Consider the following 16,447-nt stretch of genomic DNA (forward strand, 5'->3'; position numbering starts at 1 on the left):
CATAATTTCTTGGATAAAATTATTACAATACTGCCACTAATACATTTTGTCATTTTATCCAGCCATTATTAGTTATACATAGATATATCGTTTCAATAAATTACAGCAAGATACTTTGTTACCACATGTTGAAAATGGCTCAATTGTATTAATTGGGGCCACAACAGAAAATCCTTACCATGACGTCAATCCAGCTATTCGTTCACGCTGTGGAGAAATTTACCAGCTAAAACGACTAACAAAGGAAAATTTAATTGAGTTGATTGAAAAAGCACTAGCAGATGAAAAACGAGGGTTAGGTAAATATCATTTTGTATTAACACCCACTCAAATTGAGCAAATTGCAGGAGCCGCAAACGGGGATGCGCGGAAGGCATTAACACTACTAGAATCCATTTATTATGCGAGTGATGAGGTTGATGGGCAGACGCTTGCAGCCGATCATGTTATTGAGCATCTCATTAACCGAATTGGTGTTTATGGCGATAAAAAAGGTTCACATTTTTATAATTTACTTTCCGCCTTGCAAAAATCTGTACGTGGCAGTGATACCAATGCTGCTTTATATTATTTAGCGCATTTACTGGAAACAGGCGATTTAGTGGCCGTCAGCAGGCGCCTGCTTGTGATGGCTTATGAAGATATTGGTCTTGCCAATCCCGATGTTGGTCCTCATATGCTGGCTGCCATCCAAGCAGCTGAACGACTAGGGTTACCTGAGGCACGTATTCCACTCGCAAGCGCCGTCATAGAAATGTGCCTTGCCTCTAAATCCAATTCTGCCATAGCTGCAATAGACGCTGCCATTACAGCAATTCATGAAGGCAAAACGGGTGATATTCCTCATCATTTACGAGATGCTCATTACGAGGGAGCGAAAGATTTAGGACATGTTGGCTATCAATATCCACATAACACACCCATTGGCACTTTTGGTGGTTGGGTAGACCAGCAATATTTACCGGATGAACTTGTAGGAACAGAATTTTATAAACCTGTTATTGCTGGAGAAGAAAAACGAATGGCAGGCATCTATGAAAAGCTCAAATCGTTCCATCAATAACAGCACAAAAGCAAAGTCACGATTTCCAGTACTGATAGTGACTTTGCTTTTTTACAAAATAACAGGATGGGCTGCTTTGATGATCATCCTGTAAAGCTCTGGTTATTTGCTGTGTATCGCTCTTTATAAAACAAATTTAATGGTTCTGCTACATGTCGAAGTAATGACAGAAGGGATTCTTTCCCATCCTCTTCATTGACCTTACTATGCAAAAAAACAATCAAATTATACGATTGATACAACACACTCGCGAATTCTTGATTGTTTTCTCTCACTTCAAAGCGAATTGCTTTTACAGCAATAGCTTGTGCAATTTTTTGTTCTCTTGTTTCATAGGATGGCTCTCTAGTTAATTCATCATCCGTCACTCTGTATAACCGCTTTAATGCACCATATACCTCTTGGTTTCCACTAAACCGATCCTTTAACCACTGCAAGACAAATTGTATAAGAATAACTGCATATATAAGGGAAAGACATGCATCACCACGCGACTTTTTTGCTAAGCGCTGGAAAGATTCTGCTTGTGTCACTAATTCAAAAAGAATTAAACGAATTGGGTACAGCATGGCATGACCACTATTAATGTATAACTTTTCTCGATCCCTATACATTGCCAACCAAATATCTTTGACCAATGAAATAGATTTTCTTGTAGAGAGCGCTAATTGACACTGTATAAGTTCCTTCTCAATCGTTGGTTGGATAAGTCGTTGAAATAAATGCTCATCTTCCTCACTAACTAGTAAAAGCGGTTTTTCCAAATTCGCCAAATCTAATTTTATACCGTTTACAATCATTGCCTAGCCCCCTTTCAATAAGTTCTTACAGTGTTGAATAAAATGATCATAGGAGAACCCATTTTTTAACTATAATTCGACAAAAAATCATAATTCCCTTTAAGTAAAATGGTCTTTTTTTACTTTCCAAATAACAAAAAAGAACCCACGAAACAAAACGAAGCAAGTAAATCCACTTTTTTCTAGTATAGAAAAACGAGAATTACTTACAAAAGTTACGTAGATTCTTGTCGTATAGGCTATTTTCTGAAAATAGCTAGTCTAATAATGTCTAGGCTGTCAGTTCTTCATCAACAAATGCTTTGAACTGTTCCAGACACTGCTTCACATCACCCTTTTGTGCAAGCACTTCATTGCGTATCGTTGTCATTTTCTCTTCATCCTCTAGCACTTCCGTTAAGAGAGCAAAGATATCTGTTAATAATAATTCATTCTCTTCCTGTTCAATTCCCGGTAAGGAATAAGCTGCTATTGTTAATAAACGCTCCACTTTTTCAGGCGTTTTTTGCAAGGCATTCGAAGAATAATAGGTCGATGCAGCTAAAAAATAACATAATTTTGCACAACAATCGATAAACAAATGCCAATACGTATTTGCGCTTGGTAATTCCCCTGATCGATGATCAACATACTCTTTATAATAAGTTGTTACTTGACTATATAAAGGATTCAACCCTCTCATAGCTTTCGGATAATTATTAGATGTATCCAAATAGTCAAATACAATGGCATTCATTTTCTCTTGAAGTTTGACAATATCTAAATGATCACGAATTACTTGAATTTCCATTTCCCCACTCTCCCATATGTCATTTGCTGTTTTAACTTCCTGGCTATTTACTAAGTAGCTCGGAGCATCCCAAACAAACTGATCGATTATCTAATGGATGATTTAAATTATATCAATAAACTATATGGAGTAGTGAGGACATGAAAAAAATAAGACAATTTCGTGAATTAATAGCATTTTATGTACATAAGACGAACTATTTTGGTAAAATTATACCCTTTGTACATAATCATCAAATAACCAGGGTTCCTTTGCGCGATCAACAATTTCAATAATGCTCCCCTGCATATATTTTTTAATGCGCTTTTGAGGTATATAAAAATAAGCATTGTTCATAATTAACCATTCACTTAATGTTACATTATTATCTGCTTGATGATTCGTTAAGATTTTCTTATGCCGCAGAACATCCGCCATTTTATAAAAACCATCGGACAATTCATAGGCAGATACATCAAAATTAAAAATGGGGCTGACTACTTGTCCAACATCAAAAATATGTATAGTTTGCTTCTCTTCATCAATCGCTAACTCTACAGTGCTAATTTCATCGAAAAGATTTAAACCTCTATATTCCATTTGATAAATTTTTTCCATCTGTATGCGCCTCCTTTTTTCAACGGTCTAATTGTAACATAGAAAAAGTAGCTACTTCTCAAAACAATGAGGCAGCTACTTCTACGAAAATAATCCATTATGTTGTTTTTTTTTAGTAATTCTCTGACATTATCCTTGTACGCGCGTAATTTTTACATCTTTTAAGATGGTATTGACTACCCAGCTCGCCGCAATTAAACCTGCTACGGACGGTACAAAGGCATTGGATGAAGGCGGCATCTTTGCCTTACGAATTGCCGCATCAGGCTTACCAACATGCTCTACGACATCAGGACGTACAACAATTGGACTTTCATCAGAAAAAACAACCGTTACACCCTTATGAATACCCTCTTTACGAAGCTTTGTACGAATTATTTTTGCTAATGGATCTGTATGTGTTTTTGATATATCCGCAATTTGGAAACGAGTAGGATCCATTTTATTTGCTGCACCCATACTCGAAATAATAGGAATATTACGTTGCAAGCATTCCTTCATTAGATGAATTTTGTACATCACTGTATCGCTTGCATCAATGACATAATCAATGCCTTGTGCGAAAAACTTTTCATAGGTTTCTTCCGTGTAAAACATGTGCATATCAATGACTTCACATGCTGGGTTAATATCTGCAATGCGCTCTTTCATGACAGCTGATTTAGATTTGCCTACAGTTGATAGATATGCCACTAGTTGTCTGTTGACATTTGTAATATCGACATTATCCTTATCAACTAAAATAATGCGACCGATTCCACTTCTTGCGCATGCCTCGGCTGCAAATGAACCAACACCACCTACACCAAGTATGGCAACCGTTGTATTTTTTAATTTTTCGAGACCCTCTGTTCCTATAGCGAGCTCGTTACGTGAAAATTGATGTAACATCCTGACACTCTCCATCTGTATATTTTATTAGTAAACCTAGTTATATACTAAGATAAAATCAAAATCTATCTTACATTTTATCATGTTATTGTTCAAGAGAAAATTATAAAGAAAAAAATGAAGATTGCCTACTGAAAACCATCCAAATAAAAGTAATTAAACAAGGATTTTAAAATAAAGTCGGAATGCTTCCTCGGCATTATTTTCTAAAGGGAAACCGTTGATTTCCACTCCAGGCTGATACTTTCCACATGCGGTGTCGAGCTGCTTTCCCCGCAGGAGTCACCGTCCTTCGCTATATTCAACATCTATATAAAGCAACTCCATCCATATATGTTGATGAAAAGTAAACTTTTAAAGTGAAAAACGATGCTGACGAAGAATAAAATCAACGAATGTAAACAATTAGAAATGTTTACGATTGATCAATTAGTACGACAAGATCATTAAGTGCGAAAATTAGAAACCACTATTAATTTTTCGTTTATTTATCCATTAGTAGCAAACCCCTATTCTGATTATGGAATGGTTTATCAACTATTGAACAAAGAAAGAAAAATGACAAAAGCCATCGAGAGTGAAGTTCTCGATGGCTACAGTCTGTGAGATTGATGACTCAATCCCTTTCTCACCTTTTTTCATTTTGTAAAGCCGAATGATGCCCATGGTTGAATATGTGCTAATAAAAATTGTTCTTCCTCAACAACGCTAGCGATAACATTGCTCGACCCGGCATTTGGGATTTCTTTTAGAACAATTTGTAGCTCTCCCTTATAACGAACATCCAAATTATTATCAATCGTGATATCGCCTCTTTTTAATGGTCGTGTATCATGCACAGGAAAATCTCCGTTTTTATATTTAACCCGAGATTGTGTGCTACGAATGACATACTCAGAGACATCCCCTCTATTAAAATGGGGCTCTTTAAAAAGAATCGTTTCCTCTAAAATACTCGTGTCTGCTGACGGGACAACCTTTATTTCAAGCTTATTGCGATTTAATTGACCTAACGCACGTATTTCCTCCTCTGAGGCATACATATTGCCAATAATACAATCATCAATGAGCCCTGTATGCCATAAATCTTTCGCTTGTACAGTGATAGGAAGATGACGATGCTCCTCTAATGTAGGTAACCCGTACTCCGTTTGCTCCCAAGGCCCAAATTGACCATGCTGCGAGGAGATCATCGCGGCAGTTCTCAAGTTGTGTGCTTTAAAGTGTTGGGATGTTTGTAAAAAGTGCTGACGAGATAGCCCAGTAAAGCGTCTTGGATAAAAATTATGACACCCGATAATGTTCTCTTTATTGGGCTGGTAAGAAACAATATTGTCTACATATTTCGTCCCGTTACTAATGTTTAATTCTATTTTTAGATTACTTGCGTCAAGTGACATCAACGCTTCTTCCTGACCAGAAAATCCCATATCTAAACGTAAGGCTGCCAAATAATAATGTTCCTTCAAATAGCCAATATCTTTAAAGGTTAAGCCTAAATCATCAAAAACAGCTGGTGCGATATCAGCCGATATGTCAAAACCAAGCTGCTGCGCAAAGGCATTAATTTGCTGTAATTTCTGACGCTCCCCCTCCTGTTTTAATGACATCAAACAGGTAAAGATCCGATCAAAGCCATTGTCATGAGCAAGTTGAACATAGCGCTTCATTTCGTCTAGTGTACTATGCTGTGGATATAGCGAAATTCCTAATCTTCTCACTTCAAACCCTCCGTTAATTGACGCTTATACTTCTACTTTTTCCCCTTGGGATTCCACAACAGATTGTTCGCTCTGTGCTGCTAAAGCAGCCTTTTGTTCATTCTGTCTTGACAAGCGATTAGCCATGGATAAAAATGGTAAATAGATACAAATAGCTACAACAATTAAGACAATACTCAGTACAGCTCCACGCCAAGATTGCGTGACTAGGAAACCATTAATAATTGGAGGCGTCGTCCATGGAACAGCAATCGTTGCTGCTGGCACCCAACCCCATTTTGTTACAAAGAAAGCAATTGTCACATTGACCATTGGTGTCAAAATAAATGGTACAAATAAAATTGGATTTAAGACAATTGGTAAACCAAATAGTAATGGTTCATTAATATTAAATAATCCGGGAGCAGCGGATAATTTACCAACCGTATTATATTGTTTGTTTTTACGAGCAATAATGAATATTGCGATAATTAAAGCGATCGTTGTACCTGAGCCACCCATATTAATAAAAGCGTCAAAGAACGGTTTGTTAATAATGTAAGGTGCGACTTTTCCAGCAGAAATGGCTGCAACGTTAGCATCAATTGCTTGTAGATTAATCGATTGCATAAACGGCTCGATAATATTTGCCCCATGAATACCAAATGTCCATAAAAATGTTGGAATGAAGGCTAAAATAAGTCCAGCTACCCATGTATTTGTTAAGCCCATAAATGGCTCTTGAATCGATGAATAAAACGTTCCAATAATATCAGGTATATCAAACCCAGCAGAAATGATCGTACGAACTAATGCTAATAAACCAATTGTTATAATTGCTGGAAGTAATGCTGCAAATGACTTTGACACAGCGGATGGCACACCTGCAGGCATTTTAATTAAAAGCTTTGGATTGCCAGATAAACGAGAAAATAGTTCTGCGGAAATTAAAGCGGTAATGAGGGCAACAAATATTCCTCCTGTACCTGTCGTTAAACCCGTTAATCCCCCTTCACCAAACGTACCAAATGTCATATAACTGGCAAGCCCTATTACCCCACCAGATAATGCATCCTTGTCATAGCTTTTTGTCAGATGATAGGCAACACAAAAGGCTAATAATAGAGAGATAATTCCAAATGTCGCTCCCCAAATATTCCCCCCAAACTGTGTCCATGTCTCATGCTTCCAAATGGCATCGAGTGCATTTTGATATAATTTAATGGGCAAATTGTTAATAAGTACAGCTAATGATCCAACAATTGTCAACGGCATGATCGTAATAAAGCCGTCACGAATAGCAACTAAATGACGCTGATTCCCAACCCTAGCAGCAACCGGTACAAATTTTTCTTCTAAAAAACGGAACATCCACATACACTCCCTTTGCTTTTTATTGTGACATCAAAATTTGATGTTACTCCCCTTTGATTCGTTCATATAACTCAATCATTTCTTGCGCTAAATCGCGAAAAGTAATAGCATTCATTAAATGATCTTGCGCATGAATTAATAACATGGAAACCTCTACTTTTTCTCCCCTTGCTTCTTGAGACAGTAACCCCGTTTGAGCATGATGTGCTTCAATTAAAGACTCATTTGCTAATTTAATTTTTTCTTTTGCTTCCTCAACTTGCCCCTTTTTTGCTAGCTGAAGAGCTTCCATACACTCACTTTTCGTATTGCCACTATGCACAATAAGACCCATAATGGACTCCATTAATGCTGCTTCTCCCATTCCCTTTAACCCCTTTTTCATCCAATTAAGTGTAGTGCTTGCTTCAGGACATTTTCACCATTCATCATGCCATAATCTGCCATATTGATGACATCGATTGGAAAGCCCCTATCCTTGAATTTTGTTTCAAATGACCCCTTTAAATAGCGAACCTGAGGACCTAATAACAGCACATCCGCTTTTTTCGTCGCTAATACTTTTTCCACCTCACCTTCAGCAATGGCATAAATATCAGCTTCAATATTTTGCTCTTGAGCAGCTTTTTGCATCTTAGATACTAATAAACTAGTACTCATGCCCGCTACACACACTAACATAATATTTTTCATTCGAAACACTCCTTTTTATGTTTTTTTGATTGTGTAATCGCTTACTTATTTTGAGAATAGCACCTATTGGTATATACCACAATACACTTTTTACATTAATTTTATATCCGTGTAATTATTTACAAAATTGGGCTACTGTTTTTTATAGCAACATAAACGATTCTACTCAACTGGTATAGTCCAGAAAAAAAACCCAAAAAAATTTAAAATTTTCAAACCATTTAGTGCTTAAAAATACTCATAAAATGCTGGCTTTTCAGTAGGCAATGCCCTTTGCCATCGTTGTAGAGTCTTTTCCACTGTCGATTGATTAGCATAGACAACAGCCTCTTTGACGGAAAGATAACCAACCATCATTGCAGAAAAAAGATTAATTGGTAGTGTTAACATATGCTTGTCAGAGACCGAATTTGTCTCAATTATGGACACTTGACCATTTTTATTTATTTGATAGACATGCTCATTCCAATGACAAAATGGATCGTCAATACGTATCGTCAATGTTTCTGTGATATCTCCCCATGGATACCGCTGCATAAAAGCTGCAACGTCTACGACTCTAACCATCACATCCTGTATGACTTCCCTTTTGAATTGCGGCTCTTTGAAATAAAAACCAAAGGGATAATGATTGCTAGTAACACCTGTAATTTGATCGACACTTGCTGCATGTGACGTAATATAACGCCATATGGCTTGCTCCGCTAAATAATTAGCTACAATAAAGTCTTGAATGACAAACGTCCCCTGCTGAATGGTATAACGAATATAGCCCTCTATTTTATCTGCTTGAAAATAGGCTGCAAAATGGCTGTCAGGGCTCCTTCTCTCAATTCTTTTCCACCAGGCATCATCTCTTACCATACCTCCATTTTGCAATATTGCCATTATATTATGAAAATCCTTTATTTCCTTGAACAGCTCAGGCTCAACCCATTCAAAGCTCATCCGTTTGACGATATCCAGTTGTTTCCCAAACGACGGAAATTGTGCTTGTGGGATCGTGTAATGAAGCTTCTCAAAAAATAATTCCCAACCAAAATGTCGATAGAAGGACACAGAAAAAGGCGCTAAAACTGAAATGGTTTGCCCATTATCACGCATTTTTTGTAGGGCTTCTATCATGAGCCTTTTAATAACCCCTTGTTGTCGGTACTCAGGATATGTTGCAACAAAGCCGATTCCGCCCATTTTATAAGGAACACCATGAACCGTCATGTTGAGTGGCAATATTAAAAGTTGACCGACAATCTTTTTATGATCATAAGCTCCTAATGTCGTACTCTGCTCTATCCAATAATGAAAGTCCTCTCGTCGAGCCCCTGTGTATTTATTCGGAAAACAATAATCTCTTAATTGATGAATCTGCCTATAATCATTAGGCGAGACGATGTGGATATCCATATAATCACCCCTATTTTAATTCTGAAAATTCAGTTATTTATAAAAGATTCTTCTGCAGTGAGATGAAAACAATCACTGCAAGAATCTTTTGTCCTCTTAACATTCTTCTCCTATTTCTTTTGACACCATGATTTCTGTTACGGTTTGAAATAATTTTTCAATATCTGGACCAGCCGCTGAAATTTCTACTATACTACCAGGTGTTACACCCAATGACATAACGCCCATAATGGACTTTAGATTAACAGATTTTCCCTTGTACGTTAATTGAATATCACTTTCGAATGGAGTTACTGCAGTTACTAGTAGTGCAGCAGGTCTGGCATGAATGCCCTCAGGTGAAGTAATTTTATACGTTTTTTTCATTTACGATGTCTCCCCTTTTTCATGTAAAATCTATACGATGTTGATAGTTGGCCATCATTGTTTCATTATGCGACCAATCCGAGTCAACATTATTGCTGACAAAAATAGGTAACTCCTTTGTCGTCTTTGCTATTATTTCGATGACTTCGCTGAACAAGGCGTTTAATAATAAGGAACCAATGACAGTAGAAGCTGGCGCATACTGCATTTCATGTAGATGCAAAACACCATCTCCAATAGGGATATGTGTATTGATCACAAAATCTACCACGTCTTCAAGCCTGTGCCCACTGTGATGACGTGCAACCTGCTCTCTATAGAGGAGCGATTGTAGAGATAACACGTATACCCCTGACTCCTTTGCCAACAAAGCAGCATCTATAGGGACCGCATTTCTCCCTGAAGTTGAAATGACAATGCAAACGTCATTTTCACGAAAATCAAACTGTTCCTTATGTTGTTCAATAATAGTGGGATCCTTCTCATTGATTGAGGAAGCTAATGCTCCAGCATGTAATGCCAAAGATTCTATAAAAATCGGACGAACAGGTACTAAACCACCAGCTCGATAAAAAGCCTCCTGCGCTAATAGCTGAGAATGGCCGCAGCCAAATAATTGGATGATTCCACCTCTTTGAAGACGTTGAACAATGATTTGTGCTGCTTCCTTTAAATGAACAGTCTCCTGCTCCTTCACAATCTGGATGAGCTTTTCGATTTCAGAAAAATATGCATGCATATAATCACCTTTTAATTTCACTTATAAATTTATAGCGATCAGCTCGATACGTACTGCGTACAAGCTCAAATGGTTTACCGTCCGATAAATAACTCGTACGTTTGATAATTAAAACAGGTGCTGTTTGATTTATCTGTAGAAATTTACTATCTTCTTTTGAGACAATGGCTGCCTCCATTTGCTGTACGGCATTCCCAATCTTTTGATGGAACTTTGCTTCGATTAAAGCATAAAGCGAGCCCATTATCTGCTTTTCATCCAACTCTGGATAGATTTTGACTGGGATATACGTTCTTTCAATCGCCATTGGCTGAGAATCGGCATTTCTAATTCGCACCACAAAGAATACCTCTTCTCCAGGCTCAATCATTAAATCTCTTGCAATATCCACTGGTGGTATGATTTTTTCAAATCGTAACACCTTACTGCTTGGTTCCATTCCTCTAGCGCGCATATCTTCCGTAAAGCTTGTTAAGCCCTTTAATGGCTGCTCCAATTTGGGATTAGCAACATAGGTACCTCTCCCTTTTTCTCGATATAACAGACCGCTGTTTACGAGATTGGTAATGGATTGACGCACAGTCATTCTACTAACATTAAATTGTGCAGAAAGTTCACGTTCTGAAGGTATCGTTTCACCAATTCTGTATTCTTCTAAATAAATTCTTTGTTTAATAATCTCTTCTATTTGTATATAAATAGGTATATGAGAATTTTTCTCTAACAAATCTTGCACCTTCCTTATCGCCTCTTTTATGATTTCTCAAATACAACTTTACCTCGACAAATCGTTTTTTGCACATTTAATTGTTGATCTAGCAAGACAAAATCTGCATCAAAGCCTTCTTCAATTCGACCTTTCATGGGAAGCTGCAATTGTTCAGCGGCATTCGTAGAAGACATGGCGACTATTTCTTGTAAGGAACAATTCGTAATGGCCTTCATATTTTTAACCGCCTGTTCCATTGTTAACACACTGCCAGCTAATGCTCCGTTCGCTAAATGGGCTCCTTTTTCACTTACATACACCGTTTGCCCACCTAAATCATATTCACCATACTGCAAGCCTTTCGCTCGCATGGCGTCCGTAATAAGAATGATCCCCTTGGCACCTTTTGTCCGATAGGCTAGCTTGACTGCTTGAGGATGACTATGCACACAATCAACAATTAATTCCACTTTGATGTTATCTTCTAATAATACCCCACCAACGACACCTGGATCACGATGATGAAATGGTCGCATTTGATTATATAAATGAGTGGCTTGACTTATACCTAATGTTACTGCTTGATGGACTTCCTCTATTGTAGCATCTGAGTGACCAATAGACGGAATCACATTAAAGTTCTTTAATGCTTCAAGAAATGTGAATCCACCTTCTATTTCTGGTGCGACGGTAATTTGTTTGATACGATAACAGCTCATTTTTTGCCAATTAGCAAATTGTTCAATCGTAGGACTAATCATGTATTCTTCTGGCTGTGCACCTGCACGTATTTTCGAAACAAATGGACCTTCAACATGAATGCCCAGTAAAACGGCTTCTCCCTCTTGCTGTTCAAATTGCGCCACATTGACTAAAGCGCTTTCAATTTTGGCTATAGTTTGTGTCATAGTTGTAGCAAGGAAACCTGTAACGCCTTCTTGCACTAAGGACTGTGCTATTTCATGCAAAGCTAATGGACTAGCATCCATCGTATCATGCCCAGCTGATCCATGAATGTGCATATCAATATAGCCAGGGAGCAGTAGCCAATCATGATTTTGCCCATCAATACGTTGCATTGCCTTTCTTGACAAACACTGCCCTATTTGAATGATCTTACCATCTTCTATATAGACGTCACCTTTAAACGGCTGATCATCAGGATTAATAATCCTCACATTCGAGATTAATAATGTGTCCTTCAAACTTATCACCTCCAACCTTTTTATGAACGCTCTCCAAAAGGTATAGTTGTCTATACCAATTATATGCTCGTTCATCTAAAATAAAAAGTTATTTTTTCATATTTTCAAAATTTTTCTATAAATCTTTCTTTTAAAAATTGGCAACAAAAAAGGAGCTACTCTCAAGCTCCTTTTTAATCCTATGTATAGGACGAATCCCAATTGTGCCGTAATGCCAAGAAACATTCGTTTTGAACCCGCAATTTGCAGGGGGGTGCCCGCTTTGCAGCTTTAAACGTCCCGCTCCGCTAGGGGCATGTTTGCGACTACAAAATGAAGGCTCCCGATTCGATAGTGTTCGGTCAAAACTGTGAAGTAGATTTAGCAGTTAGACAAACACATCAGGATTCGTATTACAGTTATCATAACACCACTTTTCTGATAATTCAAACGATTTTCTCTCATAATCTATATTTTCCTGAAAAAACACAAAAAAATACCTAGATTCTCAACAATATTTGCTAGGAAATCCAGGTATTTTGTTTTATTCATTATTTTTTAAATGGTTTGATGGCTAAGCTTAATTCACTTAGTTGCTCTGGTGATACTTCGCTCGGTGCTTCTGTCATTAAGCAGCTAGCACTTGCTGTTTTCGGGAATGCGATAGTATCACGTAAATTCGTACGTCCTGCTAGTAGCATCACAAAGCGATCAAGACCAAAGGCAAGACCTGCATGTGGTGGCACGCCATACTCAAATGCTTCTAATAAGAAGCCAAATTGCGCTTGTGCTTCTTCTTCTGTAAAGCCAAGTAATTCAAACATTTTTTCCTGTAGGTCACGTTCATAGATACGTAATGATCCACCACCAAGCTCGTAACCGTTTAATACGATATCATAGGCTTGTGCACGAACTGCTGAAGGATCTGTATCCATTAACGCTATATCTTCATCGAACGGACGTGTGAATGGATGATGTGCTGCATAGTAACGTCCATCTTCCTCAGAGAATTCAAATAATGGCCAGTCAGTAATCCAAAGGAAAGCAAATTGTGATTCGTCAATCAAGTTTAAATCTTGTCCTAATTTCGAACGTAATGCCCCTAAAGAAGCTGCAACAACAGGTGCCTTATCCGCCACGAATACAAGAATATCGCCAACTTCTGCTCCCATACGTTCGATTAAAGCTGCTGCTAACGCTTCGTCAAAGAATTTCGCGATTGGGCCATTTAAGCCTTCTTCTGTAACCTTTAACCAAGCAAGACCTTTTGCTCCGTAAATACTAACGAATTTTGTTAATTCATCCATGTCTTTACGAGAATATTTGTCCGCTGCTCCTTTAATATTGATACTTTTCACTTGTTTTCCTTGTGCAACAGTATCTGCAAATACTTTGAAATTACAGCCTTCAAAAATATCATTTAATGCTACTAGCTCTAATCCAAAACGTACGTCTGGCTTATCTGAACCATAACGATCCATTGCTTCTTGATACTTCATACGCTGGAAAGGTGCAGGGATATCGATTCCTTTTACTTCTTTCATAACAGCTTGAATTAAGCGTTCATTCATTTCTAATACTTCTTCTTGTGTTAAGAAGCTAGTTTCAATGTCCACCTGTGTAAACTCTGGTTGACGGTCAGCACGTAAGTCTTCATCACGGAAGCAACGGGCAATTTGGAAATACTTTTCAAAGCCTGCAACCATTAATAATTGTTTAAACAATTGTGGTGATTGTGGTAATGCATAAAATTCACCCTCATGGACACGGGATGGTACTAAATAATCACGAGCACCCTCTGGCGTTGATTTTGTTAAAATCGGTGTTTCTACTTCTAAGAAGCCTTCATTTTGTAAGAAGTTACGGATTGTACGTGTAACATCAGAACGCATTTTGAATGTATCGAACATGACTGGACGACGTAAGTCCAAATAGCGATATTTTAAACGTAGGTCTTCTGATACGTCTGTGCGATCTTCAATTTGGAATGGTGTTGTTTTGGCCGTATTAATTACGATTAAACTTGTTGCTTCTACTTCAATTTTACCGTTTGGTACATTCGGATTAATTTGATCCTCTGTACGAAGGATAACTGTTCCTTCCACTTCAATCACATATTCACTACGTACTTTATCCGCTAGTGCATGTGCTTCAGCCACGTCTGGACTAAATACGACCTGTGTAATTCCCGTACGGTCACGTAAATCAATGAAAATCAAACCACCAAGGTCACGACGACGCTGCACCCAACCTTTTAATACGACTTTTTCGCCTTGTAACGCCTCTGATAGCTCGTTACTAGCATGTGTTCTTGTAGCCATTGTTAAATTCCTCCAAAATATCTTCAATTTATGTAGCATCTACTAGCAATGCCCCTGTATCTACTTTAAGATTGTTGTGATAAATAATTCACTAGCTCTGAGAATGCCACTTTGTGCTGTTCACCAGATTCCATATGTTTCACGGCAGCTGCTTGCTCTTCAAGCTCTGTTTCGCCAAGAACGATTGTGTATTTTGCACCTAGACGATCCGCTGATTTCATTTGGGCTTTCATTTTACGATCTAAATAATCCATTTCTGTCGCAAGACCCTTTGCACGGAAAGTACTAGTTAGCTCTACAGCCTTTTGCTTGGCTTCAGCGTCCATTGCGATAATATAAACATCTAGTCCTGAAGCGGTATCTAATTCAACGCCCTCTGCTTCAAGTGCTAATAATAAACGCTCAATACTTAATGCAAAACCAATACCTGGTACATCTGGACCGCCAATTTCTTGCACTAGCCCATTGTAGCGTCCGCCTCCACATAGTGTTGTAATCGCACCAAAGCCAGCTGCTGTAGACATAATTTCAAATGTTGTGTGATTGTAATAATCAAGCCCACGTACAAGATTTGGATCCACCTCATAAGAAATGCCCAATGTATCTAAATACGATTTCACCTGACTGAAATAAGCAGCTGACTCCTCTGTTAAGAAATCAGTTAACGCTGGAGCCGTTTGCATTAATGGGTGTTCACGATCCACCTTACAATCTAAAATTCGTAATGGATTTTTTTGCAAACGATTTTGACAGTCAGAGCAAAACTCTTGAATATGTGGCTCAAAATGCTTTAATAAGGCTGTACGGTGAGTATTACGCGTTTCTTTATCACCCAGTGAATTAATCACTAGTTTTAAATCCTTTAAGCCCGCTGATTCATAAACATCCATCGCAAGAGCAATGACTTCCGCATCAATTGCAGGATCTGCTGAACCAATGGCCTCTACTCCAAACTGTACAAATTGACGATAACGCCCAGCCTGTTGACGCTCATAGCGGAACATTGGTCCTAAGTAAGAAAGCTTAACGGGCTGATCTGGAGCACCAAACATTTTATGTTCTACGTAGGCACGTACGACACCAGCCGTATTTTCAGGACGTAATGTTAGTGAACGTCCCCCGCGATCCTCAAATGTATACATTTCCTTTTGCACAACATCCGTTGTTTCACCAACACCACGCGCAAACAAATCCGTTTGCTCGAAAATCGGTGTACGAATTTCGTTATAACGATAAACACGACAAATATCACGAATAATCGCTTCAACCTTTTGCCATTTTTCAGATTGACCTGGCAAAATATCTTGTGTCCCTCGTGGCACTTTAAAACTCATGTAAATCCCTCCTATATCGATTGCTTATGATAGAGCAGCTGTCATTCTACTTGGGGCGGAGGCATGCTTCGATTGAGCAGTTTTCATTCAGGTTGGAGTTTGGTTACACCTTCAAAGAGCGGTCTTCACTTTGATTAGAGCGGGTTCGCAATTTTGATGAGCAGACTCACCACCTAAAACCGAACCCATCCCTTTTCTCAAAAGAATCTCGCAGTTTTTTCGAACAACAAAAAAGCCCCCGTCACCTTGCCATAGCAAGGGACGAGAGCTGTATAAGCTTCCGCGGTTCCACCCTAGTTGACACAATTAATTACATGTGTCCTCCTCGTAATCGGATAACGGCCGATTCCGTTTTTTCCTACTAAGCACTGCTTTTCAGAAAAAAGCCTCTCAAGTGTTATTCGCGTGATACATTTTTGTAGGAAAGATTGCAGCCTAAGTCTTTCCCTCTCTGTTCCAATAGAGGTATACGCTACTTGCTT

15 protein-coding genes, 1 other RNA gene, 1 pseudogene and 1 other annotated feature (1 of these 18 running past the window's edge) are annotated in these 16,447 nt (G+C 38.3%); of the genes and pseudogenes, 1 reads left to right on the forward strand and 16 read right to left on the reverse strand.

Features of this window, described 5'->3' with window-relative positions:
• Window positions 1–82: 82 nt before the first annotated feature.
• Window positions 83–1,063, forward strand: a pseudogene (locus MHI04_RS15355) (replication-associated recombination protein A); the annotation flags it as partial.
• An 83-nt stretch (window positions 1,064–1,146) separates the two neighbouring features.
• Here MHI04_RS15355 and MHI04_RS15360 read toward each other — a convergent pair.
• The 16 genes from MHI04_RS15360 to hisS all read right to left on the reverse strand — a co-directional run bounded on the left by MHI04_RS15360 (window position 1,147) and on the right by hisS (window position 15,965).
• Window positions 1,147–1,863 carry a hypothetical protein gene (locus tag MHI04_RS15360; protein WP_058844056.1) on the reverse strand — a complete coding sequence of 239 codons (717 nt, stop codon included), beginning with the start codon at window positions 1,861–1,863 and terminating at the stop codon, window positions 1,147–1,149.
• A 271-nt stretch (window positions 1,864–2,134) separates the two neighbouring features.
• Window positions 2,135–2,653 (reverse strand): hypothetical protein, encoded by a 519-nt coding sequence (locus tag MHI04_RS15365; protein ID WP_036124364.1) that lies wholly within the window; start codon window positions 2,651–2,653, stop codon window positions 2,135–2,137.
• A 210-nt stretch (window positions 2,654–2,863) separates the two neighbouring features.
• Window positions 2,864–3,250 carry a hypothetical protein gene (locus MHI04_RS15370; RefSeq protein WP_036124366.1) on the reverse strand — a complete coding sequence of 129 codons (387 nt, stop codon included), beginning with the start codon at window positions 3,248–3,250 and terminating at the stop codon, window positions 2,864–2,866.
• A gap of 129 nt (window positions 3,251–3,379) precedes the next feature.
• A complete protein-coding gene (locus MHI04_RS15375; protein WP_036124368.1) occupies window positions 3,380–4,141 on the reverse strand; it encodes a tRNA threonylcarbamoyladenosine dehydratase in 762 nt (253 codons plus the stop codon).
• Window positions 4,142–4,779: 638 nt separating this feature from the next.
• Entirely contained in the window at window positions 4,780–5,862 is a 1,083-nt protein-coding gene (locus tag MHI04_RS15380; protein WP_036124370.1) for a MupG family TIM beta-alpha barrel fold protein, read from the reverse strand.
• 24 nt (window positions 5,863–5,886) lie between these two features.
• The gene (locus MHI04_RS15385; RefSeq protein WP_036124372.1) at window positions 5,887–7,212 is read right to left on the reverse strand and encodes a PTS sugar transporter subunit IIC; all 1,326 of its coding nucleotides are present in this window, start codon (window positions 7,210–7,212) and stop codon (window positions 5,887–5,889) included.
• A 46-nt stretch (window positions 7,213–7,258) separates the two neighbouring features.
• Window positions 7,259–7,579: a PTS lactose/cellobiose transporter subunit IIA gene (locus MHI04_RS15390; protein WP_036124376.1), complete on the reverse strand. Its 321-nt coding sequence runs from the start codon at window positions 7,577–7,579 to the stop codon at window positions 7,259–7,261.
• Window positions 7,580–7,596: 17 nt separating this feature from the next.
• Entirely contained in the window at window positions 7,597–7,908 is a 312-nt protein-coding gene (locus MHI04_RS15395; protein WP_036124378.1) for a PTS sugar transporter subunit IIB, read from the reverse strand.
• A gap of 228 nt (window positions 7,909–8,136) precedes the next feature.
• A complete protein-coding gene (locus MHI04_RS15400; protein ID WP_342534998.1) occupies window positions 8,137–9,312 on the reverse strand; it encodes a GNAT family N-acetyltransferase in 1,176 nt (391 codons plus the stop codon).
• Between the two features lie 96 nt (window positions 9,313–9,408).
• Entirely contained in the window at window positions 9,409–9,678 is a 270-nt protein-coding gene (locus MHI04_RS15405) for an HPr family phosphocarrier protein (RefSeq protein WP_340811772.1), read from the reverse strand.
• A 19-nt stretch (window positions 9,679–9,697) separates the two neighbouring features.
• The gene (locus MHI04_RS15410) at window positions 9,698–10,417 is read right to left on the reverse strand and encodes an SIS domain-containing protein (RefSeq protein ID WP_340812709.1); all 720 of its coding nucleotides are present in this window, start codon (window positions 10,415–10,417) and stop codon (window positions 9,698–9,700) included.
• Between the two features lie 4 nt (window positions 10,418–10,421).
• On the reverse strand, window positions 10,422–11,144 hold the full coding sequence (locus tag MHI04_RS15415) for a GntR family transcriptional regulator (RefSeq protein WP_058844065.1): 723 nt from the start codon (window positions 11,142–11,144) through the stop codon (window positions 10,422–10,424).
• A gap of 26 nt (window positions 11,145–11,170) precedes the next feature.
• Entirely contained in the window at window positions 11,171–12,331 is a 1,161-nt protein-coding gene (nagA, locus tag MHI04_RS15420; RefSeq protein WP_340811775.1) for an N-acetylglucosamine-6-phosphate deacetylase, read from the reverse strand.
• Window positions 12,332–12,521: 190 nt separating this feature from the next.
• Window positions 12,522–12,721: non-coding RNA, 6S RNA (gene ssrS, locus MHI04_RS15425), on the reverse strand.
• 140 nt (window positions 12,722–12,861) lie between these two features.
• Window positions 12,862–14,631, reverse strand: a complete 1,770-nt coding sequence (gene aspS, locus MHI04_RS15430) for an aspartate--tRNA ligase (protein WP_101966510.1) — start codon at window positions 14,629–14,631, stop codon at window positions 12,862–12,864.
• 65 nt (window positions 14,632–14,696) lie between these two features.
• On the reverse strand, window positions 14,697–15,965 hold the full coding sequence (gene hisS / locus MHI04_RS15435) for a histidine--tRNA ligase (protein ID WP_342534999.1): 1,269 nt from the start codon (window positions 15,963–15,965) through the stop codon (window positions 14,697–14,699).
• A gap of 254 nt (window positions 15,966–16,219) precedes the next feature.
• Window positions 16,220–16,447 (reverse strand) — a binding site (T-box leader); it runs 15 nt beyond the window's last position.

The organism is Lysinibacillus sp. FSL K6-1151, assembly GCF_038630755.1.
Classification (GTDB): Bacteria; Bacillota; Bacilli; order Bacillales_A; family Planococcaceae; genus Lysinibacillus; species Lysinibacillus fusiformis_D.

Coding starts and splice junctions, on each gene's coding strand:
- MHI04_RS15360 (WP_058844056.1), bottom strand. CDS start 1,863: ATGATTGTAAACGGTATAAAATTAGATTTGGCGAATTTGGAAAAACCG.
- MHI04_RS15365 (WP_036124364.1), bottom strand. CDS start 2,653: ATGGAAATTCAAGTAATTCGTGATCATTTAGATATTGTCAAACTTCAA.
- MHI04_RS15370 (WP_036124366.1), bottom strand. CDS start 3,250: ATGGAAAAAATTTATCAAATGGAATATAGAGGTTTAAATCTTTTCGAT.
- MHI04_RS15375 (WP_036124368.1), bottom strand. CDS start 4,141: ATGTTACATCAATTTTCACGTAACGAGCTCGCTATAGGAACAGAGGGT.
- MHI04_RS15385 (WP_036124372.1), bottom strand. CDS start 7,212: ATGTTCCGTTTTTTAGAAGAAAAATTTGTACCGGTTGCTGCTAGGGTT.
- MHI04_RS15390 (WP_036124376.1), bottom strand. CDS start 7,579: ATGGGAGAAGCAGCATTAATGGAGTCCATTATGGGTCTTATTGTGCAT.
- MHI04_RS15395 (WP_036124378.1), bottom strand. CDS start 7,908: ATGAAAAATATTATGTTAGTGTGTGTAGCGGGCATGAGTACTAGTTTA.
- MHI04_RS15400 (WP_342534998.1), bottom strand. CDS start 9,312: ATGGATATCCACATCGTCTCGCCTAATGATTATAGGCAGATTCATCAA.
- MHI04_RS15405 (WP_340811772.1), bottom strand. CDS start 9,678: ATGAAAAAAACGTATAAAATTACTTCACCTGAGGGCATTCATGCCAGA.
- MHI04_RS15410 (WP_340812709.1), bottom strand. CDS start 10,417: ATGCATGCATATTTTTCTGAAATCGAAAAGCTCATCCAGATTGTGAAG.
- aspS (WP_101966510.1), bottom strand. CDS start 14,631: ATGGCTACAAGAACACATGCTAGTAACGAGCTATCAGAGGCGTTACAA.
- hisS (WP_342534999.1), bottom strand. CDS start 15,965: ATGAGTTTTAAAGTGCCACGAGGGACACAAGATATTTTGCCAGGTCAA.